The following is a 25,988-nucleotide window of genomic DNA, read 5'->3' as shown; positions in this document are numbered from 1 at the left end:
GCGTAAATTTGTACTCTAAACCTGTTCGATGCTAGAAAAGAAGTCAATTGAATATGAAAAGGCGGTACTTATTGGTGTAATGAATCAGCACCAAGACGAAGACAAGGTAAAAGAGTACTTGGACGAGCTTGAATTTTTGACATACACTGCCGGTGGCGAAGTTGAGAAAAGATTTGTGCAACGCATTGATGTGCCCAATCCCAAAACTTACATTGGCAGCGGTAAAATGGAAGAGGTACGCCAATTTGTGAAGGAAAATGAAATAGGTTCCGTAATCTTTGATGACGAACTATCGCCAGCACAACAGAACAATGTTGAAAAACTACTGCGCTGTAAAGTGCTGGACAGAACCAGTTTGATTCTGGACATATTTGCCCAAAGAGCAAAGACAAGTTATGCCAGGACCCAGGTAGAGTTAGCCCAATACGAATATCTTTTACCAAGATTGACAGGTCTTTGGACACACTTGGAGCGGCAACGAGGGGGTATTGGTATGCGTGGTCCCGGTGAAACGGAAATTGAAACGGATAGACGTATTGTTCGTGATCGTATTGCTTTGCTCAAAAAGAAACTTGCCAAAATAGATCGTCAAATGGAAACCCAGCGTGGTAACCGTGGTTCTTTGGTTCGGGTTGCTTTGGTGGGATATACCAACGTTGGCAAATCTACCTTAATGAACGTGATCAGCAAAAGCGATGTGTTTGCAGAGAACAAACTTTTTGCTACGCTGGACACCACTGTTCGCAAAGTGGTACTCGGAAACCTTCCTTTTCTATTGAGTGATACGGTGGGATTCATCAGAAAATTACCGACTCAATTGGTAGAGAGTTTTAAAAGTACCTTGGATGAGGTTCGCGAGGCCGACCTACTGCTGCATGTGGTAGATATTTCGCATCCTAATTTTGAAGAGCATATTGCCTCGGTAAATCAAATTTTGGATGAAATTGATAGCTCTGGAAAACCCTGCATCATGGTTTTCAACAAAATAGACCAATACCGCCCCGAAACTATTGATGAAGACGATTTGGTTACGGAACGCACAACCGCTCATTTTACATTAGAGGAATGGAAGAAAACCTATTTTAATAAGCTCGGGGACAAAGCGCTATTTATCTCGGCACTGAACAAGGAAAACATGGACGAATTTAGAAAACGTGTTTACGATGCGGTGCGCGATATCCACGTCACCCGTTTCCCATACAACAACTTTCTATATCCGGAACATTTGGATGAGTATTGATACTCATGGATTGCCCACATGAAAGGATTCAATCTTCTTTTATCAAATTGTATTGGGTGGTTGTTTCCAACATAATTTTCAATTCTGTTTCGGTCAGGGAAATAATGGGAACACTCTCGGTGGTCCCCCCATTGCTCAAAACAAGGGTCATGGCATCGGGCACACTGTATTGGAGGATGGTGCTCGAGGAAATCACGCAGGGGTCGCCATCATAGGTCACCACGCTCAAGGTCCCGTTGGCCTCAAACTCAAAATAAGAGGTCTTGTTGCAATCGGTAATGGTATCCGGCATTCCATTGACTATTTGCTCATTTATAAACCATTTGCCAACGATCAATTCGTCAGGATAGGCTTCCCGGGTGGTGAACATGCCCACTCCACTTTGGCTTTCCCCTCCGCTGCCGTCTTTGGCCACCACATTCCAATAATAGGGTGTTTCGTACCCAAGAGGTACAGTTATCGAATAGCTTGTCGTGTTCAGGGCGGTTGCAACTGCTTCCAAGGGTGGGTTTACACTGTCAAGATAAACATCATAGGACACCACATCTCCATCGGGATCGGCTACTTGCTGCCATTGTAGGTCTGTGTTTTCAATATCCACTCCTTCGGATTGGTCTGCGGGGCTGATGAGCACTGCTTGTTCAGGGACTCGATTACTTGGTCCATCATCACTGCTACAACCTAATAAGATGATAACTGTTGACAATGATAAAAAGTTTGTTATGTATTTAAATCGTTTCATCTCGTACTTTTTTTTTCATTACTATAGCACATTTAAGGTGCCTGTTGTTTAATTGAAAAAATATCCCACAGAAATCTGGAACACTTTGTTCTTTATTTTATCCGATGACTCTGCTATGTCGTTAATGTCGGAACCAAAATAATAGCGCACCCCAAAATTCAGTCCAGTTTCCATTTTATATCCAAGGCCAAACGCAAGACCAAAATCTGTGGATTTAGAAATGTCCTTGACATCTGTAGTTTCCCCATTATCCTCTATTTCACCCAAAAGCAACAATCCCAATTGTGGGCCACCCTCAATGCTCAGCCCATCAAAAACATAGTATTTGGCCAATACGGGGAGCGTGATATAATTGAGTCTTACCTCTTCATCGTCATCCCCGTCATCAGTGGCCCCTTGGGATGAGTACAATAATTCCGGTTGTATTGAGAACATTTCAGATATGGGGATTTCCGCCATTGCGCCAAAGTGGAAAGATGTTCTGGCAGCGACATCCGGGTCATAATCCTCGGACAGTGTTGCTAAGTTCAGCCCTGCCTTGGCCCCGAAATTTATTTGTTGTGCGATTCCGGGCAGATAATTCAACAAACCCAATACTGTTAAAAGAACCAATTTTTTCATAATTGAAAGTTTTTAGATTAAAAAGAAGGGGAGCTTTGGAACCAGTCCAAAATTATCTGTTGGACACGCAGGGCACTAATAGAAAAGTTCCAAAAGATGACAGTAAGGTTCCATACCGGGAACTTTGGCAAATAGCTTATGGAAATTAGTAGGAAGACGGGGAAACCCCGTAGAGTTCTTTAAAACATTTGGCAAAATAGGAAAGATTGTTGAACCCGACCTGGTAGGCAACTTGTGTGACACTGTCCACATTTTGGGACAACAGTTGTGCGGCCCGTTTCAATCTGAAATTCCTTAGCAGTTCACCTGGGGATTCGTTGGTAATGGCCTTTAATTTTCTGTGCAATTGGGTTTTGCTCATCGCCAATCCCTTTTGCATTTGGGCCACACCGAAATCTGAATCGGCATGTTCCCTTTCCAACAAATCGAGTACTTTTTCCAAGAACTGCTCGTCCAAAGAATTTACCGTGACTTCCTTGGGGTCGATTTTTGTTGCTTGGCTTGAAAAAAGTTCCCTGAATTTTCTTCGCTGTTCGATAAGGTTTCGGGCACGCACCAAAAGTTCTTTGGTCTCAAAAGGTTTGGTCAAATAATCATCGGCTCCGGTTTCCAACCCCTCTATCTTGTTTTCCACACCTGCTTTGGCCGTTAGCATTATTATGGGAATATGGCAGGTTTCCACCATGGTCTTCATTTTTTTGCAGAGATCCACTCCGTCCATTTTGGGCATCATCAGATCTGTTATCACTAGGTCGGGCATTTTTGAGATGGCCATTTTCAGCCCATCTTCTCCATTCACTGCTTCCAAGATTCGATATTCATCCAAAAGTCCTGCCTTAATGAATTGCCGCATGTCTTCATTGTCCTCCACCAATAATATTGTTGGCACATTGCGTTTGTCCGATTTGTTGAGGCGGAACGGGGTGGTGTATCGTGCTTGTTTGTTTCCAGTCACCTGTTCCTGTTCCTTTGGCCGGGGCTGTCCGGTCTCTATCCTTTCAATGGGAATCTGTACCGTAAAGCATGATCCTTTGCCTTCCTCGCTCGCTACGGTTATGGTGCCGTCCATCAATTCGATCAAATCCTTGGAGAGTGAAAGCCCGATTCCCGAACCTTCGTGTTCCTTTGTCAAAGTGCTATCGACCTGATAAAAACGGTCAAAGATGAAAGGCAACTTTTCGCCGGAAATCCCTTTGCCCGAATCCAAAACTTGGATCGTGAGTTCATTGGTTTCATACGTGGCAGTAAATGACACACATTCGCCATTTCCACTAAATTTAAATGCATTGCTCAGGAGATTGTACACTACTTTCTCCAATTTGTCACGATCAAAAGCTGCCCATAATACTTCGCTTGGAATCTTTACACGATAATCCATGTCCCGTTGTGCCGCATGGGAATTAAAGGATGAGGTGGCCGTTCGGAGGCATTTATGGACATCCCCTTCAGTGGGCTTTAATTGCAGTTTTCCCTGGTCTATCTTCGAGAGTTCCAACAACTGGTTTACGAGTCCCAGGACCTTGTTCGTGTTTCTACGTACCATCTTCACGTCCTCCTTTTCCGGTTTTTCCCCGGGATTTTGTTCCCATTTTTCAATCGTCCCTTTTATCAGCGTCAATGGCGTCCTGAACTCGTGGGAAATGTTGGCAAAAAAATTGGACTTCAACCGATCCAGTTCTTGGAGCTCTTTATTTGACCTTTGTTTTATCCGGTACTGATTGAACAGAAGGACTGCCAAAAGGATGGTCAAAACTGCAAATATGATTATGGCATTGCGCTCGTTCACCCTTTTCCTCAACTGAAGTGTCTGCAATTCCCTTTCGGAAGCCAGGAGTGCAATTTCCTTGGTCTTTTGTTCATTTTGGTATTGAGCCTCGATCTCGCTTGCCAGTTCGCGCTTTTCCCGGGTATAGAGACTGTCTTTCAACAGCACGAACTGTTCAAGGTTTTTGTAGGCTCCGGCCATGTCCCCTTCGGCGGAAAGGTGTTTTGCCAAACGCTCATGGATATCCATGGAAAGAATGTTCAGCTCCATCCTGCTGGCCACTTTTGCAGCATTTTTGAGGTAGGCAACGGATTTTTTTCGATTGCCCAATAGATTGTACATATCTGCAACGGCCATACTGGAATAGCCTATTTGTACCGAGTCATCGACCGCAATGGAAATGTCCAATGATTTTTGGTACGATTCCAGGGCTTCTTGGAGATTGTTTTTCTTTACATGGATTTCCCCCATGGTAAAATGGCAATAGGAAATTCTTTTTTTATATCCCAGCTGGGAATAAAGTTCCAACCCCTTTTTGTTGTATATGGTGGCAGAATCCAATACGTCCATGTTTTTATAAACCACCGATAAATTGTAGGCAGCGAAAGCCTGGCCTGAAAGATTCCCCAGTTTGTTGTTGATGCTGTCGCTTATCTTAAAATAGTTGGCCGCGCTTCCATAATTTTCCAAGCTGCGCTGTATATACCCAATGTTGCCAATGGCCACGGCATAATTGGCTTCGTCTCCCAACTGCAAAAAATTTTCGGAAGCCATGGTGTATTGTTCCATTGCCCTCGCGTACTCCCCTTTTTGGGAGTATACGGCTCCCATGCCAATATAGGCCAGGGCCGTGCCTCCAAGATCTTTTGTGGTTCCTATGACTTTATTATACGATTTTTGGGCCTTGTCAAAATCCCCTTTTTGCCAATAGCAATGTCCCAAGCTGACCAAGGCTTCCCATTTTCCTTTTTCAAAACCAATACGCTCGGAAATTGTCAAACCGGTCTTGATCACGGCAATGGCAGAATCTTCCCTAGACTGTATCCTTAAAAAATCTCCATATAAATTGTAACCCTTGGCCAAAAGGTTATGGTAATCAGATTTTTCTGCCAATTCTATGGCCTGGAGTATGGTCTTCTCCGCTTTTTTGGTCGAATTTTTTTGATACTCCACGAAAAGACGGTACAAGGTCTTTATTTGGAAGGAATCAATCTTGGTCCTTGACAGTTCCATTCTCAAGCTGTCCACTTTTTTCTGTGAATGGGATAAAACGAAAGCAAGGAAAAAAAGTATCGATAAAAATCTTTTCATCTTTAGGGGCGTATCCATACAAGTTACTTAATTTCAGACAATTGGGGCACATCTAAAATATGTTGTCCTCTTTTGACCCACTAACGCTATAGTTTCAAATACTACCAATATCCAACACTATCATAATCTGGCCCATTATCAATAAAGCAACCATTCACGAAATGGATTTGCCATAAATATCCCGAACTTTTGGACGAATACTGAAAAAACTCCTCGGGACAAAGTGTTCCATTTTTCCGATTATATGAACTCGTCTTGAGTTGTTTCATTTAAGCGAAAATTAGCCTTGGTGCCGGCCGGCCTGTTTGCTATAATAATCCACAGGATTATTTTTATACGCTCCGTCCTGTGTCCAGATGAAGACTTTTTCGAGCGACATAGCAGGGATACGGGGCAAGAAAAAGGTAAAATATGGGGGCAAAAGAAGATTTTGCAGCAAATTACAACAACTCAAGACGAGTTCTATATCTTGATAGACTCTTTCCACAACATATTCTGGCCAATTCACAACAAAAGTTTAGTGAGTGGCAACAGATGACCTACTTTCACATTGTTTTTAAGTCATTTTAGTGTCACGCACAGATTTTACAGATCTTAACCTACTTAGACCATGGCTTAAAAACACGGAAAACATATTTTTCACCCCACAAAAAAGCCCTCTTTATCGAGGGCTTTTTTTGTCAATGTGCCTTGCTTGATCAAAACTTATAGCTCAATCCCAAGGTCCAGTATGTTTGCAACTCGTTATCAATGGTATCGAACGTGGCATCTGGGTTTGTAGTTGGAGCGTTGTTTACAATATAATTCAAGGTTTCCTGCTTGTTGTTTCTCAATCCAAAGTCAAAACCTACACCAATCATTTTCCATAACTTGTAGCTAAAGGAGTTGGTCCATGTCCAATTGCTCAAATTGCTACTTTCATAACTCTGGAACAAGGACAGGTTACTCTTAAAGCTAATCGCACCAATTTGCTTGGTGTAGTCTGCCACAATCTTGGCACCCATGGAAGATTCAAAAATAGTATCTTCACTACTGAACACGAAGTTGTAGTTGAGCGGATGCATCACAACCACCAAATCCGGAATAGGTGTCCACGTAGCACCTACACCAAGGTCGAGGTATCCTGGGTCGTTAAAGTTGCTCAAAATGGTGGTCCTGTATTCCGCCAAAGCAGAAATTGCAAATTTCTCACTCAGTTTTCTACCATACAAAGATGAAATATTGAACACATCCGTAGCTTGGCGAAAACTATCATTGTCGGTGGGGTCGTCCTTGTCGTCCAGTTTAACCCAAGACAGGTTCAAATTGGCAGCATTTCTCCAAAAAAACTTCTCTTCTTGAAGATTGGCAAAAGCATTTACGGTAAATCCAATATTACCTGATGAGTTATTGGGAATTCCTTGGGCAAACCAATTGTTGAACTGGGATATACTTCCGCCAATGGTTCCAAAAGCACCAACTTTCCAACCCGGCAATGCGTTCAGTTTTGCTTGAAGCGCATTGACCCGCGACTGGATAGCAGCGATAGAATCTTTTTTTGGGGCGATTTGGGCTTTGAGTTCTTCCTCGGTCTGTGCAGTTGCCGATAACAGCACAAAGAAAGCCACAGCAGTAAAGAGTAGTTTTTTCATAGTATGGAGTTTATGTTTAGAACCGCAAATGTAAGGAATGTCACTTCTTTTCCATTTAACAAGCAACAATAATCAATAGGTAAAGGAATCAGGACTATTGGAGTTGATACATAAGAATTTAGCAGAACAACTTGTGAAAATTCGTGGAATTGGTGTCAACCCAATCAGCTAAGAAATGATTGCTGCACCATTTACCTTTCATCCCTTAACCGAATATAGATTCTTCGCTCCACCCAGAATTACAGAAATGGACATCAAATGAATAAAACTTATTTTTTTCTTTTAAACAAGGGCACAGATGAACATGCTTCGCCGTACATGACACTTTTGGCCACTTCTTGTATTTTGGTAACGGCCATTAGGTAGGCATTTTCGGGAACGGGTTTGTTGGAACAACCTTTTATGATTACGGGTTTATCCGCAAATTCCGAAACATCCAATTGTTCCAGTATAGTTTGATAGAGTGCGGTTTCAAGATTTTCCAAGCTTCCTTGAACCACCTTTTTGGCATAAGGATGGAGTTTGGACGCAATCAGCATAAAGGCCCAACCCGGCACAATGGCATCCGTGGAACATTGCAAGGCTACATAAGCATCTTGGTAGTTTGACCAATCGTGTTCTTCCACATGGGCACGAAACTCCTTTTCACGCAAAATAAAGCCTTCGTACAACCAATCTTTAATGTCCAGCACCTTACGTTCTCCTATGGGATAATAATCCTCCAAGTTGAAGGTAATCAACTTGCTTTGCGCTACTCTATTTACGATTTCCTTTTCCATAATATTCAGAAGTCTGAGGTCGTATATATTTTTGTTCCAAGTGCTTGACCAAGCTATGGATTGCTCCTGCCAAAACAGGAATATTCATTTATGGATTCCTGCTTTCGCAGGAATGACAAAACTCTTGATAAAATAAGTTAGAATGTCATTGCGCACGGATGCTGAGCGTAGTCGAAGCACGATGCGGAATCCATAGTTAACTACAGAGATTCTAAGACCTACCTTTGCCGGCAGGCAGGCAAGTTCAGAATGACCAATCTTTACAAGAGACCTAGCTCCAACTTCGCCTCCTCGCTCATCAACTCTTGGGTCCAAGGGGGATCAAACGTGATCTCCACCTCCACATCCTTCAAAACATCAATGGATTTTACTTTTTCCTCAACCTCAACGGGCAGGGTTTCGGCCACGGGACAGTTGGGCGATGTAAGCGTCATCAGGATTTTCACCTCGTATTCTTCGTTCACGAAAACATCGTAAATCAAGCCCAGTTCATATATGTCCACAGGAATCTCTGGATCATAAATGGTCTTGAGCACTTTTACGATTTTTTCGCCCAGTTCTTGTGTATCTATGGTAGTTTCTTCGTTCATTCTGTGTTATTTTAACTGTGTTTGATAGGCAACCGCGTACAATTTTAGTTGCTTGATCATACTTACCAATCCGTTTGCACGTGTTGGCGACAAATGTTCTTTAAGTCCTATTTCATCTATAAACTCAACATCGGCATCAATAATGTCCTGTGGTTTTTGATTGCTGAAAGCTCGTACCAATATGGCTATAATACCTTTGGTGATTATGGCATCGCTATCGGCAGTAAAAACCAATTTGTCATCATCCAGTTCGGCATGCACCCAAACCTTGCTCTGGCAACCTTTGATCAGGTTATCATCCGTCTTGTACTGTTCCTCTATCAATGGAAGGGCCTTTCCGAGTTCAATCATATATTCATATCGCTGCATCCAGTCGTCGAACATGGAGAACTCGTCTATTATCTCTTCCTGTATTTTTTTTATGGTCATGCTGTGGTTTTGTTCAAAAGTACAACTCGGTAAGCTGCAATTCAAGTCTTTATGATAATGATAACGCTTCGGCTACAGCAACATATTCCTGGCCCGCTTTACGGCTTCGACCAATTTATCCACTTCTTCTTTGGTATTGTAAAAACTGAAACTGGCTCTTACCGTCCCCGGAATCTTATAAAAATCCATAATGGGTTGTGCACAATGGTGCCCTGTACGCACGGCGATGCCCAATTTATCCACTATGGTACCGATGTCGTAGGGATGGATTCCTTCAATATTGAAGGATATCACCGAAGTTTTGTTCGCTGCCGTTCCGTAAATTTTCAGTCCATCGATGGTGAGCAATTGTTCTGTGGCATATTCCACCAACTCATCTTCATACTGGGCGATGGCATCAAAACCGATACTGTTCATATAATCCAATGCTGCACCAAAAGCTATTCCTCCGCAGATGTTCGGAGTCCCTGCTTCAAACTTATGGGGCAAATCGGCGTAGGTGGTCTTTTCAAAAGTAACTTCGGCAATCATTTCCCCTCCTCCTTGGTAGGGCGGCAATTTTTTAAGCCATTCCTCCTTGCCATACAACATTCCAACACCTGTAGGCCCACACATTTTATGGGCGGAGACGGTATAAAAATCCACATCCAAGGCTTGTAGGTCCGCTTTAATGTGGGCCGCTGCCTGTGCGCCATCAATCAGAATGGCGGCTCCGACTTCGTGGGCGGCATCAATGATTTCTTTTATTGGATTGATGGTTCCCAATGCATTCGAAACGTGGTTACAGAATACCAACTTGGTCTTTTCAGACAACAACTTGCGATATTCTTCCATGACCAACTCTCCCTCCAGATTCATGGGAATCACTCTGAGCACTGCACCTGTTCGTTCGCACAGCATTTGCCAAGGCACAATATTGGAATGGTGCTCCATAGCAGAAACCAGAATCTCGTCTCCTTCTTTCAAAAACGAATTGAATCCATTGGCAACCAAATTGATACTGTCGGTGGTTCCCGAAGTAAAAATCACCTCGTAGGGATGGGCAATATTAAAGTGCTTTTGGATTTTATACCGCGCTGCTTCGTAGGCATCCGTTGCTTCTTGTGACAGGGTATGTACCCCACGGTGGATATTGGCATTATAGCCTTGGTAATAATTTACAATCGCATCGATTACCTGCTGTGGTGTCTGTGAGGTGGCTGCATTGTCCAAATACACCAAAGGCTTCCCATTGACCTCTCTTTGGAGGATGGGGAAGTCCTTACGTATTGCTTGTATGTCTAGAGTCTTTACAATCATTAAAAAATAAGATAACCTAAAGAAAGTTGAATCACTGAATTGTTCTCCGTTGAATCACCTATGGGATTTTTTCTGTGTAAATTGGATAGCCCATGAAAATAATTAAGTTGTATGGATGCATCATCTGTAAAATAATAGGTTACACCAGCCATAGCTCCATAATCCAGAAAGAAATCACCTGAACCCTCATTCGGCACATCACCTTTCGCATAAAAGCCTTCTCTATCGACTTTGGTAATTATATCTTTTGAATGCAATAAGAAAGCAATTTCTGGTCCCAAATCCAAACTAAGATTATTCACCAACTTATATTTAAGCAATACAGGAACTGACAGATAATTATTTCTACTAGTATAGTTTACACGATTTTGTGGAATAGTTGGGCCATCTATTGGAGCAAAGTTAAGCTCGTCAAAATCAATTTCATCATCATATCCTTTTGAAGAAAAGAGTATTCTTGGCTCCAAAGCTATCCTATCACTCAATGAAATATTTGAAAAGATACCAAAATGATAAGCAAGACGCCAACTACTGTTGATGGATTCTGCTCTATCTCCTCTAATATTTCCATAATTTATGCCTCCAACAACTCCAAAATTTCGTTCTTGGGCATTCACAAATAAACTGCTCGCTAACAAAACAATTACAACAACACTTACTGATTTTTTCATATTTAATCAAACTTGAATTTAAAGCCATACATCTAATTAGTGCAGCTTTGATTAATAATATAGAGTAAGGTTGAAGTATTATTTTACAAACTTTATGTCTAAAGGTCAAATCCCATACGAACGCCCAGTTTATTGGCTATGATTTTGTTGATTCGTGCCTTAAGCTCGGGAATACGAACACTTTCCAACACGTTGTTGGCAAAAGCGTACATCAACAAAGCTTTAGCTTCTTTCTTAGGAATCCCTCTTGATCTTAGGTAAAAGAGTGCTTCTTCATCCAACTGACCAATGGTACATCCGTGCGAACATTTTACATCGTCCGCAAAAATCTCCAGTTGGGGTTTTGAGTTGATGGTCGATTTATCGCTCAACAAAATATTGTTGTTCTGCTGAAAGGCATCCGTTTTCTGAGCAATCTTGTCCACAACAATCTTACCGTTGAAAACCCCTGTGGAACCATCTCCAAATATTCCTTTGTAATCTTGGTGGCTCTCACAGTTGGGCTGCGCGTGGTGTACCAAAGTATGATGATCCACGTGCTGTTTATCCCCAAGAATGGTAATTCCTTTTAATGTAGAGTCGATGCGCTCCCCATTCTGATAAAAGTTCAGGTTGTTACGAATCAATTTTCCGCCCAAAGAGAAGGTGTGTACCCTTACGACACTGCTATTCTTTTGGGATATATAAGTGTTGTCCACCAAAGAAGCGGTAGACTCGTCGTTTTGAACCTTGTAATAATCAACGATAGCATCCTTGCCCGCAAAAATTTCGGTTACGGAATTGGTGAACACTTCGTTGCCGGTCAAGCTTTGGTGACGTTCTATAATTTGAACCTCGGCGTTGTCCTCGGCAACGATCAAGTTCCTAGGTTGTAGCATCAAAGCTGCCTCATTGCCTGTGGCCAAATGCAATATTTGGATAGGCTTTTTGGGCATTTTGTTCTTTGGAATGTAGATGTATGCTCCTTCTTTACAAAATGCAGTGTTCAACGAGGTCAAAGACTCATCCTTGGATGCCGCCTTGTTGAAATACACCTCTATCACCTGTTGAAACATCGGCTTGCTGAACGCGGAGCTCATCAAACAGACATCCACACCATCGTGCGTTGTTTCGGATAGGTATGAGCTATAAACGCCATCCACAAAAACAATTTTGTAAGTATCTATCTCGTGGAGAAAGTATTTCTTGACATCTTTGTATTCCAAAGTGGTCTCTTGCTTTGGAAAGATGCTGAAATCTACTTTTTGCAAGCCTCTCAACGAGGTATATTTCCAAGCTTCGTCCTTTTTGGTGGGAAAGCCCTTTGTCTCAAAGTTCTTAATGGCATTGTTTCGCTCTTCATGTACCGGATGATCTAAATCCAATCCATCTTCAAAAGCCAAAAAAGAGGAGACTAATTTTTCCTTTAAATCCATTTTCATTGGTTTCTTGTTTCAGGTTTAAAGTTTCAAGTTCCTTTTACCTGAACTTATTTCCTTTGTAATCTTTCTTATTTAAATAGGTCATAAACGAAGCAATTCTCTTGCTCAGTTGCCTGTATTCAGAAGTTAATTTATCAAGAATTTCTTCTGAAATATATCCGCAATCAAAAACTCGGTACAGTTGTGAACGCGTTTCGCCCGAAGAGCCTTTGGCTATGGACAAAAACTGACGGAATTCCATATTGCCGTCACGTTCAAAACCCTCGGCTATGTTGTCCATAACCGAACCGGACGAGCCTTTTATTTGGTCTTTTAGTTTATAGTCGTTTTTAAGCGCTGTACTAGTTGCAAGTTTATTGATTTCTTCAGCAAGCTTTCTCGCTTCTTGCCAAATTTCCAAGTCTTCAAATCGTTTTACAGTTGCCATAACTTATGATTAACTTCAAACCTTGAACATCAAACTTGAAACTTTAAACAACTTCTTCTTTTAACCAGTCGTATCCTTTTTCCTCCAGTTCCAAGGCTAATTGCTTGGTTCCAGATTTCACGATTTTACCATCGTGCAATACGTGAACAAAATCGGGAACGATGTATTCCAGCAATCGCTGGTAGTGGGTAATCACGATAATGGCGTTGTCCTTGCCGCGCAATTTGTTTACACCATTGGCCACAATTCTAAGGGCATCAATGTCCAAACCAGAGTCGGTTTCGTCCAAGATGGCCAATTTGGGTTCCATCATCGCCATTTGAAAGATTTCGTTACGCTTCTTTTCACCTCCAGAGAAACCTTCGTTCAAGGAACGGGATAGAAATTTTCTATCAATTTCCAACATTTCGGACTTCTCACGAATCTTTTTCAGCATTTCATTGGCTGGCATATCTTCCAAACCTTGTGCTTTTCTCGATTCGTTAATGGCGGTTCTCATAAAGTTGGTAACCGACACCCCTGGAATCTCAACGGGGTATTGGAACGAAAGAAAAACACCTTTATGAGCTCTTTCCTCTGGAGAAAGTTCTTCCAAATCCTCTCCTTCCAAGAGGATGCTTCCTTCACCTACTTCAAATTCCTCTTGACCCGCGATTACTTCGGCCAAGGTACTTTTACCTGAACCGTTGGGTCCCATAATAGCGTGTACCTCTCCTGCATTCACCTTTAGGTCAATTCCCTTAAGGATTTCTTTATCGTCTACGCTTGCGTGTAAATTTTTGATTTCTAGCATGCTATTCTTCTTCAAATATTATTTTATGATGTTTTTTTATCCAACTGAACCTTCCAAACTGATTTCCAATAGTTTTTGTGCCTCAACAGCAAACTCCATAGGCAGCTTGTTCAATACTTCCTTGCTAAATCCATTTACGATCAATGCAATGGCTTTTTCGGTATCGATACCACGTTGGTTACAATAGAAAATCTGATCCTCCCCGATCTTACTGGTGGTGGCTTCGTGTTCTATCTGCGCTGTTTTGTTCTTAACCTCAATGTAGGGGAATGTATGCGCTCCACAATCGTTACCCATCAACAGGGAATCACATTGTGAGAAGTTTCTGGCGTTTTCCGCCCTACTGTTCACCTGTACCAATCCTCGGTAGCTGTTTTGCGACTTACCTGCGGAAATACCTTTGGAAATAATGGTGCTCTTGGTGTTTTTCCCCAAGTGGATCATTTTGGTCCCTGTATCGGCTTGCTGAAAATTGTTGGTCACGGCGATGGAATAAAACTCGCCTATGGAATAATCTCCCTTCAAGATGCAGGACGGATATTTCCATGTTACGGCCGAGCCTGTTTCCACCTGTGTCCATGAAATTTTGGCATGGTTCTCACAAAGTCCACGTTTGGTCACAAAGTTGAAAACACCTCCTTTTCCCTGGTCGTTTCCTGGGTACCAATTCTGAACTGTGGAGTATTTGATTTCTGCATTGTCCAAGGCGACCAACTCAACAACGGCTGCGTGCAATTGGTTCTCATCACGCATGGGGGCGGTACATCCTTCCAAATAACTCACATAACTGCCTTCTTCGGCAATCACCAAAGTTCTTTCGAACTGACCGGTTCCTGCTTGGTTAATCCGGAAATAGGTAGAAAGTTCCATCGGACATCTTACTCCTTTTGGAATATAGCAGAAAGACCCATCGGAGAAAACAGCCGAATTCAATGCCGCATAAAAGTTGTCTTTTTGGGGCACTACGGTTCCCAAATACTTTTTAACCAATTCAGGATGTTCTTTTATGGCTTCGGAAATGGAACAGAAAATAATCCCTTTCTCCGCCAATGTCTTTTTGAAGGTTGTGGCCACCGAAACGGAGTCCATAACAATATCCACAGCAACTCCAGCCAACTTCTTTTGCTCGTCCACCGATATTCCCAACTTTTTAAAAGTGTCCAGCAATTCTGGATCCACTTCGTCCAAGCTATCATACTTCGGTTTTTTGTTGGGTGCAGAATAATAGGAAATATCCTGAAAGTCCGGTTTCTTATAGGTTACGTTTGCCCACTCGGGTTCGTCCATTTCTTTCCAAGCACGAAAAGCTTCCAATCGCCACGCTGTCATCCAGTCCGGTTCTTCCTTCTTTTTGGAGATGGCAATAACAATATCCTCGTTCAACCCTTTGGGAAGGGTATCCGATTCAATATCCGTGTAGAAACCATACTCGTACTCTTTGGTCTCCAGTTCTTTTTTTAATTCTTCCTCTGTATAAGCCATATATCTATAAGTTAGCCAATTACAGGCTTTTTGTCAATGTTTATAGTGAAAAACTTTCTCCACATCCGCAGGTTCGTTGGGCATTTGGGTTGTTGAAAACAAATCCTTTCCCGTTTAAACCTCCAGAATATTCCAATGTGGTGCCTACCAAATACAAAAAGCTCTTTTTGTCCACAATGATTCTCACATCGTTATCCTCAAAAACTTTATCCGTATCTGCCGCAGAATTGTCAAATGTCAACTCATAAGACAATCCACTGCACCCGCCACTCTTTACGCCAACACGCACAAAATCCGTAGTTGCATCAAAACCTTCTTCGGTCATGAGCGAAACTACTTTGTGCCTTGCTGATTCTGAAACCTTAATCATCTTACTTGTATTTAATCTAAATAGCCCACAAATATACTGTATATGTAGGGTTTTACCATAGCAACTAACATTATTATAACGAATGATTCCATAGGTGTTCCTTATGGAAAATTGACCTGCTTGGCCACAATGCCTGTATAGCTTGTACTCTCATGGATTTTCCTTTATTTATCACATCATTTCAACGAAAAAAATTTATGTTCCGTCCCACACCAAAATTTACAATTATCCTCATTATTTTTGCAAAATGCTAGAAGACAAGAATCAAGAACGTACATCGTTGGAAGAATTGGGCGAATTTGGCCTGATCGAACATCTTACCAAAAACTTTAAACTCAATCAACCATCCTCCCTCATCGGGGTCGGGGATGACGCTGCCGTAATGGATTACGAGGGCAAAAAAACCATTGTGTCCACCGATATGTTGGTTGAGGGTGTTCATTTTGATTTGAGCTACATGCCCCTAAAGCATTTGGGATACAAATCGGTGATGGTTAACCTTTCCGATATTTATGCCATGAATGCCATGGCCACGCAGGTCACCGTTTCACTGGCCATTTCCAACAGGTTTCCTTTGGAAGCGCTTGAAGAATTTTACGAAGGCGTGGCCTTGGCCTGCAAACTGTACAATGTTGATTTGGTAGGAGGCGACACTACTTCTTCCACTAGGGGAATGATTGTTAGCGTTACTGCCCTTGGAGCGGCCAATGAAAACGACATCGTTTACCGAAAAGGAAGCAGGCCCAATGATTTACTCGTTGTTACCGGCGATTTAGGTGGTGCTTATTTGGGATTACAAGTCCTGAAACGTGAAAAAGAAGTCTTCAAGGTCAACCCCAACAGCCAACCCGACCTAGAGCCCTATTCCTATATCGTAGAAAGACAGTTGAAGCCCGAAGCCCGAAAAGATATTGTGGATTTGCTCAAAAAGCTGGAAGTAAAACCAACTTCCATGATCGATATTAGTGATGGACTATCTTCCGAAGTAATGCACTTGTGCAAGCACAGCGAGGTGGGCTGCAATGTTTTTGAGGATAAAATTCCCTTGGACCCCACGGTGATTTCCGCTTCCGAAGAATTTAAAATGGACAGTACCATGATCGCCATGAGCGGTGGTGAGGATTATGAATTGTTATTCACGATCGACCAAGCAGATTTTCCTAAAATAAAAGGGAACCCGAACCTAACGGTAATCGGTCACATGACCGAAAAGAGCGAAGGCGTCCACCTGATTACAAGGGCAGAGACCAAAATTCCGATTACGGCTCAGGGATGGAATTCCTTTAACGAAAATCAATAAAAAATCCCGAAAATCAAGGGCATCCCTACATCATGGCATTGGGGCACGCAACCATTAGCAGTAGGCAATTACTTAAGTTTCCGGGATAAGATTTGGGCCTTTTCTAAAATAAAAAAGGGTTATGCCACTTGGTGCACTACCCTGCTTTTTCGTTTTCGGTACATATCTTCCAATGTACTGTTGATTTCTTGCATTTGCGGAGTCAATGCAGAAAGTTTACCAGTAACATCCGTAGTAACCTGTTTTTGGCAATGAACACATTTGTATTCTTTTATGTGTTGGGTCACTTTTTTGGAAACCGTGTAATGGTGCCCGAACAGACTGCAAAAGAAAGAAGAGAATTTGTTGCCATGCTGTGTAGTAGTTGTTTTCATAAGCTGGTGTTGTTTGGAGAAAAGCAATGATTTACGATATGGAGCTTCGAAAATGCTTAAATTGGTGAATAGTAATTTTGTGTTATAAAAATATTTTTAAGTGGTTCAACTTTTAATAGGAACGGATGTTGATAACTTTTTATTTTGTAATCGCATCGATAAAGTATTTTTTTCGATGAAATGCAATAAAATCGACAAAAAGCTATCTTTTTTCGCTCAAAAACGCTTTTGTAATATACTGTATTGAAAACAAATTATCAACAATCCACCGGCAAGAAATCTTTAATAATTACATCTTTTGCGCTTTTTTCCCTCTTTTTTGGTGCGGGAAACCTTGTTTTGCCTCCATTATTGGGATTTAAATCAGGAGATTTATGGTGGTTGGTCACCTTGGGATTTTGCATTTCGGGCGTCCTTATCCCAATTTTGGGCATTATTGCCCATGCCAAATTGCAGGGCACCCTGTTCGATTTTGCCAAAAAAGTTTCTCCTACATTTAGTGTGGTGTACTGTTATTTAATTTATGCCATCGCCATCGCTTTGCCATCGCCCAGAACCGCATCGGTAACGCATGAAATGGCCGTCCAGCCCTTTTCGGATTCTTCTTCGTTGCTAACCAGCCTAATCTATTTTATGTTGGTATTTGTGTTTGTCATCAATCGTTCCAAAGTTTTAGATACATTGGGCAAGCTATTAACGCCAGGCATCCTGATTATCTTATTAATAATGATAGCAACGGCTGTCTTTGCATTGGACTTTGATTTTGTACCATCAGAAATGGGCCAACCCTTTAGTTCGGGCATTTTGGAGGGTTACCAAACTTTTGATGCGATTGGTGCCGTGGTCGTAGGGGCGGTAATCATCATATCCATCAACCTAAAGGAAAAAGCCGCTTCATTCAAAGATAAAAAGAGACTTATTGGGAGAGCAGGTCTTTGGGCGGGAATTGGGCTGTTCTTGGTGTACGGGGGCCTTATCCTCACAGGTGCATTGTTCGGGGATGCTTTTGATACCGATATTTCCAGAACTGCTCTTCTAAGGGGAATCAGCACAAAAACCTTGGGGCAAACGGCCAATATATTGCTCAGTATTTTGGTAAGCTTGGCCTGCTTTACCACAGCGGTAGGAATCGTAACCGGAACTTCGGATTTTATTAAAGGAAGGTTCAACAATGCTATATCGGCCTATCGGATTACGGCCTTTATCGGTTGCTCGCTGGGAGTATTGGTGGGGCAGTTTGATGTTGGCTACATTATTACCGTAGCTGTTCCATCACTCATGTTTATTTATCCCATTACCATAATTTTGATTTTACTGAATGTGGTTCCAAAAAAATGGGGTTCGCCCAAGGTGTTTCAACGGGTAATTGGAGTGACTATTCTGTTCAGCATTCCCGATTTTTTGGGAAGCATCGGCCTTGGTGGGTTTATTTCCCCTTATGTTGATTGGATTCCGTTGGGCCAACACCAAATGGGATGGGTGTTTCCAGCGTTGATTGCCTTTATTGTTTCGAACATCACCAACAGTAAAGAAACAGCTGCTTCAAGCTAATCTTGTTTTCTTTTAAAACTGCAAAAGATAAAATGCTGTGTGGTGCCAAAAGGCGTGATGTGGTCCTCAGTCTTGCATTCTATTTTATCAAATCCCTTAAACGTTGCCTCCATTTGCTGTTCATTATATTGTTTGATGTCGAGACCGCTGCACTTTTTTGGTCCATTTTCGGAGAAGGTTCCCAGGACCATGTAGCCCACGGCGGCTTTATTGGTCAATTCCACATAGGTTTGAATCTGATTTGATTCAGTTAAAAAATGAAATGTGGCTCGATCATGCCAAACATCATAAGTTTCTTTAGGTTTAAATTTGGTAATGTCACTTTCAATCCATTTTACCTTTTGAGCCCTATCCCCCAACCTTTCTTTGGCTCTTTTAATGGCCTTGCCCGATATATCGAGTACGGTAACATTTTCAAACCCCTCATCGAGCAAAAAATCGACTAGTTTACTATCGCCACCACCCACATCAATAATTTTGGATGTTTTGTCCAATCCAAAAGAATGGATAAAATCCAGAGAGGTCTGTGGAATCTCCTGCGTCCAACTTACCTCATCGGGGTTTTTGGTTTCGTAAACGGTTTCCCAATGGTCTTTTTTATCCATACTTACTATTTAAATTTTTGCTCGTTATTACCCAACAGAGACTGTTACCTCAATCCTGGAAAAATCACGTTTTTTTAAATTCTCAGGGGCAATCCAAAAATGGAGGTAATTGTCCCCAAAACAATAGTCGTATAACAAAATATAGTCGTCCAAAAACGGGTTATCATACCCTTCATCATCAATAAGAAACGTTGGTTTGCCAAGAATACTGCCAGATATTTCCTTGTTAAAATCATAACGCAACGGATCAAGATTGGAGAAGCCAAAAATCTCTGATAGAGTCGCTTTCAATTCCTTTGGAATTACTTTGGTTATTTCTTCTCTCTCATCCCAATTTCCAAATGTAAATCCAGCATCGAAAGTTATTTTTGATGGATTTTCCCTTTTTGATTGAGATGAAAATTTATTCTTTGAATTATCCCCTGCCTTTTCAAATACTTCCAACTGCTCAAAATCTCCATCAAAATACAACGCTTTTGCCGATACGCTGTTGAAGTCATAAAATAAGTAAACAATGCCCTTGTTTGGAAAAAAATCGAAAATATCACAAGGTTTTAATTCCTCAAAATTAAATTGAACCAAAAAGTCATAGCCTTTCAATGATTCCAAATCCACGATTTTTGGAAGGTGAGGAGCTCCCAAACTCTTTGATGAGCCAATTGGAATATCAGACTCATTTAACACTTTATCGTTGACTACGTCAATACAAAACTGCAAACCTTCTGAAATGTGTTCGTTTGAAAAAATATAGTCTGAAGCTTCTATTCCAATTATTTCAAAATATTCCTTGAGTGGATAATCCAAAATCGCTTGTCTTGCCTTTTCCAGTTTGTTCATAGTAAATGATTTTATGTGTTTTACAAACTAAAATAGATATTTCTTGCCGACAAAAGATGATATGATCAACTGCTCTGTTGAAACTGGCCAAGCGCTCCCTAATGAAGGAGTGGCCAATGCTCTATTTTTTGAATCAAATACTTTTTGAAGCGTTTTGATTAAAGGCTACTTGAGTAAAGACATTTTATCAATCACAACCACAGTGTTTATTGCTCCTGGCCTTTTCAAAACATTCCTTTCCTTCGGAAAAAGCAAAATAGGCCAATCCCAAAGTACCGATACTATCAATATAAGGAATCTTAAAAAGTTCGTAGATCCCACTGCTCACCAGTAAGATGATGGACATGTACACGCAGACCAACGTGCAATTGGCATCGGCCAAAATTGGTGCTGAATTCAGTTTATGACCTACTTTGCGTTTCCACCAGACCAAAATCCACATAATGAGTATGGATATTGCTGAAATGATGACTCCCCAAAAGGTCGTCAAAGGTTTGTGCCCCGTCCAAATATTATAAATGCTGGAAATGACCAATCCGACAACCAAAAGATAAAAAGCCGCCCCTGTAACCCTAAGGGCGGTTCGCTCAAAATTGTCGCGATTGCTGTCCGGATTCTTTTGGATGCGCAAAACCATGTGGGCAATGCCCAGTCCGGAAATCACCTCGATAAAGCTATCGGTTCCAAAACCAAATAGCGCAAGGCTTTCATCCTCAAAACCCAAATAGGTGGAAATAATCCCCTCGGCAATGTTGTAAAAAATGGTGAACAGGGCCAGAGCAAATGCGGTCCGGTAAAGTTTTCTATCCTGACTCATTGGAAACGTCTTAGGCATGCTTTCTTTACTGATTGTCCGTTTAATGTCATAATGATGTTTTTGGCGTCATGTTGAACTTGTTTCAACATCTCATCCTGCTGAACATGAGCATCTTTATGTGACCCTGAATCAAGTTCAGGGTGACGTTGGTAATATTATGACACATTGCGGACATTCAATCTTTCTTTTTAGACTTCTCCAATTTCCGAGATTTCGGGATAAAAATCAAACAAATTGGCAATCACCTCCCAAAATCGTTATTGTTCAAGGTCATTTCAGCTATTTCACGTGTAATTTTTGTAGGTGAGTTACAATCACAATTACTTAGGCCTATCACATAAATATCCTCTTCGGGCAAATAAACACCCATGGATTTAAACCCAAAAATAGAGCCTCCATGTTCAAGACTCTTACTGCCATTCATGGTTTTGACATGCCACCCATAGCCATAATTGGTCAGTTCCCCATTGTTCAAGGTATAATTCGTAAAAACCTTTCTTGTGCTTTCCTTACTGAGCAATATATGGTTCTTGATCGCTTGTTCCCACTTTAACATATCATCCACAGTTGACATTAAGGATCCCGATGCAAAAGGGATGGAATAATTGATATGCCTAGCGTTGATATAGTCTTCTCTTTTATGATAGCCGGAAGCTCTGTTCGGTATCACTTTTGAACGTCTTGCATAATAGGACGACGACATTCCCAGTTTTTTGAAAATATGCTTTTCCACAAAATCGGCATATCCCATACCCGAAGCTTTTTCAATAATATAGCCTAAAATGATATAGCCCGAATTGTTGTATTTAAATTTTTCGCCGGGGTGAAAGTCCATGGGCTCGTTCTTAAAAAAATCAATCATCTCCAACGGTTCCATGTTATTGTTCGCGATAGCGTTGAGCCCTTTCATGCTTGTAAAGCTTTTTATTCCTGAAGTATGGTTCAATAAGTGGTGAATGGTGATTACGTGGCCGCGTGTGGGATAATCGGGAATGTATTCGATTATTTCATCATCCAATTGCAATTTTCCCTCTTCCATCAACATTAAAATGGAAACAGCAGTAAATTGTTTGGTCATGGAGCCGATTTCGAAGACATTCTTGGTTTCCATCGGCACTTGAAGTTCAAGGTTGGCCAAACCAAACGCTTTTTTGTAAATGACATTACCCTTTTTTGCTACCAAAAAAACAGAACCAGGTCCGTTTTTGGCAAATTTTTCTTTAAGCTTATTGTCTATCTGGGTCTCTATGTCCTGTGCGTTCAACAACGGTTGAAGCCCTACTAAAAAAGCAATCAACAGAAACCATCGAAGTCCCGTATTAAGTCTGTTTTTCATTTTACCTTACATCTTTTGATTTGTAAGGTATGACGGTACTTTATTGAAACAGGTTACACGGTCTAAAGAAATTATTCCGAACCCCGCTTCTTTTTATTGTAGTAGTAAATGGTATAAGCAATGGCGGCCAATACCACAAAAGGGAGGTAGCTCCCGATGACCACACCTATTTCGTAGGCGTTATCGGGAGCTTCTTCCATCTTTTTTTCAATGTTTGATTGTTGTACTATAAACAGTAAACCCTTCATCTGGTCTATTTATTCATCAACTCCTCTATCTCTTCAATCTCAATGGGAATGTTTCTCATTAAGTTAAAAGGCTCTCCTTTTTCTTGAATTACAACATCATCTTCCAAACGAACTCCCATTCCTTCGGCTGGAATATAAATTCCTGGTTCTACCGTAAACACCATATTGGCTTTCATCGGTTTTTTCAATTCACCATAATCGTGGGTGTTCAGGCCTATGTGATGACTGGTTCCGTGCATAAAGTATTTTTTATAGGCTGGCCAATCAGGGTTTTCGTTCTGCACATCGGCCTTGTCCAACAAGCCCAAACCTATAAGTTCAGAAGTCATAAGCTTACCCACTTCTTTATGGAACTCGGCCCAAATTGTACCTGGTACCAACATTTTTGTTGCCTCGTTCTTAACGCGAAGCACCGCACTGTAAACTTGTTTCTGCCTGTCGGTAAATTTCCCGTTTACAGGAATGGTACGGGTCATATCACTGGAATAGTTGGCGTACTCGGCAGCAAGATCCAACAAAATCATGTCCCCGTCTTTCACCTCTTTGTTGTTTTCCAAATAGTGGAGTACATTGGCATTGTTGCCCGCTGCAATAATAGGGGGATATGCAAAACCTCTGGAACGGTTGCGAACAAATTCGTGCAAAAATTCTGCTTCAATTTCGTGCTCCCAAACCCCTGGCTTAACAAACTCCAAGATTCTTCTGAATCCTTTTTCGGTAATATCGCAGGCGGTTTCCATCAACTCGATTTCCTCTGGTTCTTTTACACCACGGATGTTTTGCAAAATAGGATTGCTCTTGGCCCATTGATGCGCTGGGTACTCCTTTTTGCATTTTTCGATAAATCGTGCTTCCCTTGTTTGGGTTTCCACTGCTTGACGGTAATGTTCGTTGGTATTGAAATAAATCGTGTCCGCCTCCGTCATCAAATCAAAAAAGATTTTATCAAACTCAGTGAGCCAATAAACGGTCTCGATGCCCGATACTTCGGTTGCTTTTTCCTTGGTGAGCTTTGCTCCTTCCCAAACCGCAATATGGTCGTTGGTTTCCCTTACAAACAATATTTCCCTGTGCTTGGGGTCCATGGCATCGGGGAACAACAATAAAATCGTTTCTTCTTGATCCGCTCCGCTCAAGTAAAAAATATCACGATCTTGCTCAAAAGGCAAGGTACTGTCCGCGCCGATCGGATAAATATCATTGGAATTGAAAACCGCAATGCTTTTTGGCTTCATTTGGGCCATGAATTTCCTGCGGTTCTTTACAAAGAGATTGCTGTCTATTTGAGCGTATTTCATAAGTTTAATTTGATTTGCCCAAATGTAGGTAATTGCGTTACCGAAGACAAATTCTTACCTTCCATATCAAATTGAAAACATGCAGCTCAACCTAAGTATTCCCGCACTTCTTTTTCCTGCCATTTCCTTGACCATGTTGGCCTATAACGCCCGGTATTTGGCCATTGCAGCTTTGATTAGGCAATTGCACAAACAGTTCGAGGAAACCTCTGCCCAGCCCTTAAAACAACAGATCAACCAATTACGGGCCCGTTTGGGCATCATAAAAAATATGCAGGCAACTGCCATTATCAGTTTTTTGTTGGCAGCAGTAACCATGTTCTTGATCTATGTGGAAATGCGTGTTTGGGCCAATGTTATTTTTGGAATCAGTTTGGTGTTCCTTATGATTTCCTTGGTGCTCTCTCTTTTAGAAGTGCAATTATCCACAAAGGCATTGGGAATCCAATTAAAGAATATGGAAAAATAATCAGTTTTTATAACGGCTTATGTAGGAATACTTCTTTTTGGTTGAAATGTGAAAAAATTAGTTGTCAATTGAAAAGCCAGTTGCACCAATCCTACAGGGGCATTGGTAAAATCAGCTCAAAAATAACCGTTGCTTGCTTCTACTTTTGATGAATACAATTTGATTCATCTTACTGAAAGGATATATGCAGCGAGTTAAGGATTTGGAGTTTTTTAAAACCATACGGGAAATACGGGAATACGAATTTGGAATTTTCTACTTTTTTGATGGATTGGTCATATCAGAAATAAAAGAAGGTGAAGTTTTTGACTGGTCCATTGCCGAAAAAATAATATCCGTGGCCTACGAGGTTTTGGGAAAAGACAAACCTATTGCCTACATCAGTAATCGCATTCATAACTACTCGGTTGTCCCTACCGATTGGTTAAAATTTTACAAACACCGACACCAACTGGAATTTTATTCCGTTGTTGCTTACAACAAAAGCGGTTTGGCCAGCCTTGTTCTGGAAAAAATGTTCTTTAGAAACAAAATACGTCAATTTTCAAACTTGGAAGATGCCATAAAGTGGAGCTTGACCAAAGTCAAAGAAAAAAAAATTGACTTGTCGGCTTGAACTTAACCACTCAAGACGAGTTCATTTTCTGTTCCTTCCACTGTGCTTTTCTACATATTGAACAATGTGCTTGGCCACATTTACTCCAGTTACCGCCTCAATACCCTTTAACCCTGGCGATGCATTTACCTCTATCAGCAAAGGGCCGTTTTTGGACCGGATCAAATCCACTCCGGCCACGCCAAGACCCAAATGTTTGGTAGCATTTACAGCTATAAATTTTTCCCTTGGCGTTAACTGTACTTTTTGGGTTTCCGCTCCTCGGTGTACATTGGACCTAAAATCGTCCAATTCGCTGGTCCGCTTCATGCTGGCCACAATTTTGTTGCCCACCACCACTATTCTCAAATCTTCACCGTTGGCTTCCTCAATATACTCCTGCAACAAAATACTGGTGTTCATATTATATAATGTATCGATCACCGACTTGGCGGATTTTTTACTCTCCGCCAAAATAACCCCTTTGCCCTGGGTCCCTTCTTGCAGTTTAATGATAACAGGTGCACCACCCAACAGCTCTATTTGATCCCCTACATTGTTCGGGTTGATGGAGAACACGGTTTTTGGCACAGGTATTCCCTTCTTGGACATCATTTGTAGGGTAGAAACCTTGTTTCTGGCCCTGATGATCCCCAGTGATTTTGCCGTGCTGAAGACATGGTTCATTTCAAACTGCTTTACAATCGCAGCTCCGTGACGGGTTACCGTAGTTCCAATTCTCGGAACAATGGCATCAAATTCATCGGTAATGTTCTCCGTTCCTAAAAAAATCTGCGGCTTATCGTCGCCCAACTGCACCGAACATTTGGTATGGTCAATATGCTCCACATAATGACCTGCCTTTTCAAATTCCTCTGCAATCCTAGCTGTAGAATATACATTGAGGCTTACGGATAAGATGGCAATGTCCATGTTTTTTGCATTGGTTTGAAAATCAATCGTAATATCGGTTAAAATTCCCAAAAT

Annotated in this window: 27 protein-coding genes; 5 read left to right on the top strand and 22 right to left on the bottom strand. The window is 41.4% G+C overall.

What is annotated here, in order from left to right; translation table 11 throughout:
• Window positions 1–28: 28 nt before the first annotated feature.
• Window positions 29–1,240, top strand: a complete 1,212-nt coding sequence (hflX, locus tag MURRU_RS07235; RefSeq protein WP_014032795.1) for a GTPase HflX — start codon at window positions 29–31, stop codon at window positions 1,238–1,240.
• 28 nt (window positions 1,241–1,268) lie between these two features.
• Here the strand turns inward: hflX and MURRU_RS17350 are convergent, their stop codons facing one another.
• The 14 genes from MURRU_RS17350 to MURRU_RS07160 all read right to left on the bottom strand — a co-directional run bounded on the left by MURRU_RS17350 (window position 1,269) and on the right by MURRU_RS07160 (window position 15,571).
• Complete coding sequence (locus MURRU_RS17350; protein ID WP_014032794.1) at window positions 1,269–1,982, bottom strand: lipocalin-like domain-containing protein; 714 nt, start codon at window positions 1,980–1,982, stop codon at window positions 1,269–1,271.
• Window positions 1,983–2,030: 48 nt separating this feature from the next.
• The gene (locus MURRU_RS07225) at window positions 2,031–2,603 is read right to left on the bottom strand and encodes a porin family protein (protein WP_014032793.1); all 573 of its coding nucleotides are present in this window, start codon (window positions 2,601–2,603) and stop codon (window positions 2,031–2,033) included.
• 145 nt (window positions 2,604–2,748) lie between these two features.
• Complete coding sequence (locus MURRU_RS17345) at window positions 2,749–5,616, bottom strand: hybrid sensor histidine kinase/response regulator transcription factor (RefSeq protein WP_187289878.1); 2,868 nt, start codon at window positions 5,614–5,616, stop codon at window positions 2,749–2,751.
• A 761-nt stretch (window positions 5,617–6,377) separates the two neighbouring features.
• Window positions 6,378–7,310 carry a DUF3078 domain-containing protein gene (locus MURRU_RS07210; protein WP_014032791.1) on the bottom strand — a complete coding sequence of 311 codons (933 nt, stop codon included), beginning with the start codon at window positions 7,308–7,310 and terminating at the stop codon, window positions 6,378–6,380.
• A 269-nt stretch (window positions 7,311–7,579) separates the two neighbouring features.
• Window positions 7,580–8,089, bottom strand: a complete 510-nt coding sequence (locus tag MURRU_RS07205; protein WP_014032790.1) for a DUF2480 family protein — start codon at window positions 8,087–8,089, stop codon at window positions 7,580–7,582.
• A gap of 260 nt (window positions 8,090–8,349) precedes the next feature.
• Window positions 8,350–8,679: an iron-sulfur cluster assembly protein gene (locus tag MURRU_RS07200; RefSeq protein ID WP_014032789.1), complete on the bottom strand. Its 330-nt coding sequence runs from the start codon at window positions 8,677–8,679 to the stop codon at window positions 8,350–8,352.
• A gap of 6 nt (window positions 8,680–8,685) precedes the next feature.
• Window positions 8,686–9,108, bottom strand: a complete 423-nt coding sequence (locus MURRU_RS07195; protein WP_014032788.1) for a SufE family protein — start codon at window positions 9,106–9,108, stop codon at window positions 8,686–8,688.
• A 72-nt stretch (window positions 9,109–9,180) separates the two neighbouring features.
• On the bottom strand, window positions 9,181–10,407 hold the full coding sequence (locus MURRU_RS07190) for an aminotransferase class V-fold PLP-dependent enzyme (RefSeq protein WP_014032787.1): 1,227 nt from the start codon (window positions 10,405–10,407) through the stop codon (window positions 9,181–9,183).
• Window positions 10,407–11,078, bottom strand: coding sequence for a porin family protein (locus MURRU_RS07185; RefSeq protein WP_014032786.1), 672 nt, complete (start codon window positions 11,076–11,078; stop codon window positions 10,407–10,409). Before MURRU_RS07185 ends, MURRU_RS07190 begins: the two co-directional genes overlap by 1 nt.
• Window positions 11,079–11,176: 98 nt before the next feature.
• Entirely contained in the window at window positions 11,177–12,493 is a 1,317-nt protein-coding gene (sufD, locus tag MURRU_RS07180; protein ID WP_041801852.1) for a Fe-S cluster assembly protein SufD, read from the bottom strand.
• A 43-nt stretch (window positions 12,494–12,536) separates the two neighbouring features.
• Entirely contained in the window at window positions 12,537–12,926 is a 390-nt protein-coding gene (locus MURRU_RS07175; protein ID WP_014032784.1) for a four helix bundle protein, read from the bottom strand.
• Between the two features lie 43 nt (window positions 12,927–12,969).
• Window positions 12,970–13,719, bottom strand: coding sequence for a Fe-S cluster assembly ATPase SufC (gene sufC, locus MURRU_RS07170; RefSeq protein ID WP_014032783.1), 750 nt, complete (start codon window positions 13,717–13,719; stop codon window positions 12,970–12,972).
• 36 nt (window positions 13,720–13,755) lie between these two features.
• Window positions 13,756–15,201: a Fe-S cluster assembly protein SufB gene (sufB, locus tag MURRU_RS07165; RefSeq protein WP_014032782.1), complete on the bottom strand. Its 1,446-nt coding sequence runs from the start codon at window positions 15,199–15,201 to the stop codon at window positions 13,756–13,758.
• A gap of 40 nt (window positions 15,202–15,241) precedes the next feature.
• A complete protein-coding gene (locus tag MURRU_RS07160; RefSeq protein ID WP_014032781.1) occupies window positions 15,242–15,571 on the bottom strand; it encodes a HesB/IscA family protein in 330 nt (109 codons plus the stop codon).
• A gap of 247 nt (window positions 15,572–15,818) precedes the next feature.
• Between MURRU_RS07160 and thiL the strand changes: the two genes are divergently transcribed.
• Window positions 15,819–16,871: a thiamine-phosphate kinase gene (gene thiL, locus MURRU_RS07155; protein ID WP_014032780.1), complete on the top strand. Its 1,053-nt coding sequence runs from the start codon at window positions 15,819–15,821 to the stop codon at window positions 16,869–16,871.
• A 119-nt stretch (window positions 16,872–16,990) separates the two neighbouring features.
• Here the strand turns inward: thiL and MURRU_RS17610 are convergent, their stop codons facing one another.
• Window positions 16,991–17,245 carry a hypothetical protein gene (locus MURRU_RS17610; RefSeq protein ID WP_014032779.1) on the bottom strand — a complete coding sequence of 85 codons (255 nt, stop codon included), beginning with the start codon at window positions 17,243–17,245 and terminating at the stop codon, window positions 16,991–16,993.
• Between the two features lie 243 nt (window positions 17,246–17,488).
• On the opposite strand from MURRU_RS17610, the gene brnQ reads away from it, so the two are divergent.
• Window positions 17,489–18,796 (top strand): branched-chain amino acid transport system II carrier protein, encoded by a 1,308-nt coding sequence (brnQ, locus tag MURRU_RS07150; RefSeq protein WP_014032778.1) that lies wholly within the window; start codon window positions 17,489–17,491, stop codon window positions 18,794–18,796.
• Here brnQ and MURRU_RS07145 read toward each other — a convergent pair.
• The 6 genes from MURRU_RS07145 to MURRU_RS07125 form a co-directional block, all read right to left on the bottom strand.
• Window positions 18,793–19,401: a class I SAM-dependent methyltransferase gene (locus MURRU_RS07145; RefSeq protein WP_014032777.1), complete on the bottom strand. Its 609-nt coding sequence runs from the start codon at window positions 19,399–19,401 to the stop codon at window positions 18,793–18,795. The genes brnQ and MURRU_RS07145 overlap by 4 nt on opposite strands.
• 27 nt (window positions 19,402–19,428) lie before the next feature.
• A complete protein-coding gene (locus MURRU_RS07140) occupies window positions 19,429–20,238 on the bottom strand; it encodes a DUF1963 domain-containing protein (RefSeq protein WP_014032776.1) in 810 nt (269 codons plus the stop codon).
• Between the two features lie 187 nt (window positions 20,239–20,425).
• On the bottom strand, window positions 20,426–21,055 hold the full coding sequence (locus tag MURRU_RS07135; RefSeq protein WP_148261489.1) for a cation efflux transmembrane domain-containing protein: 630 nt from the start codon (window positions 21,053–21,055) through the stop codon (window positions 20,426–20,428).
• Between the two features lie 241 nt (window positions 21,056–21,296).
• Window positions 21,297–22,391 (bottom strand): serine hydrolase domain-containing protein, encoded by a 1,095-nt coding sequence (locus MURRU_RS07130; RefSeq protein ID WP_014032774.1) that lies wholly within the window; start codon window positions 22,389–22,391, stop codon window positions 21,297–21,299.
• A gap of 71 nt (window positions 22,392–22,462) precedes the next feature.
• A complete protein-coding gene (locus MURRU_RS17925) occupies window positions 22,463–22,639 on the bottom strand; it encodes a hypothetical protein (RefSeq protein ID WP_014032773.1) in 177 nt (58 codons plus the stop codon).
• 5 nt (window positions 22,640–22,644) lie between these two features.
• Window positions 22,645–23,937 carry an aminopeptidase P family protein gene (locus MURRU_RS07125; protein ID WP_014032772.1) on the bottom strand — a complete coding sequence of 431 codons (1,293 nt, stop codon included), beginning with the start codon at window positions 23,935–23,937 and terminating at the stop codon, window positions 22,645–22,647.
• A gap of 79 nt (window positions 23,938–24,016) precedes the next feature.
• Here MURRU_RS07125 and MURRU_RS07120 point away from each other — a divergent pair, with 79 nt between their 5' ends.
• A complete protein-coding gene (locus tag MURRU_RS07120; protein ID WP_014032771.1) occupies window positions 24,017–24,406 on the top strand; it encodes a DUF2721 domain-containing protein in 390 nt (129 codons plus the stop codon).
• Window positions 24,407–24,590: 184 nt separating this feature from the next.
• Window positions 24,591–25,022, top strand: coding sequence for a hypothetical protein (locus MURRU_RS07115; RefSeq protein ID WP_014032770.1), 432 nt, complete (start codon window positions 24,591–24,593; stop codon window positions 25,020–25,022).
• A 21-nt stretch (window positions 25,023–25,043) separates the two neighbouring features.
• Here the strand turns inward: MURRU_RS07115 and MURRU_RS07110 are convergent, their stop codons facing one another.
• Window positions 25,044–25,934 (bottom strand): RimK family alpha-L-glutamate ligase, encoded by an 891-nt coding sequence (locus MURRU_RS07110; RefSeq protein ID WP_014032769.1) that lies wholly within the window; start codon window positions 25,932–25,934, stop codon window positions 25,044–25,046.
• Window positions 25,935–25,988: the final 54 nt, after the last annotated feature.

Source organism: Allomuricauda ruestringensis DSM 13258, from assembly GCF_000224085.1.
GTDB classification, from domain to species: domain Bacteria; phylum Bacteroidota; class Bacteroidia; order Flavobacteriales; family Flavobacteriaceae; genus Flagellimonas; species Flagellimonas ruestringensis.
This window is presented reverse-complemented; position numbering and strand designations above follow the sequence as displayed.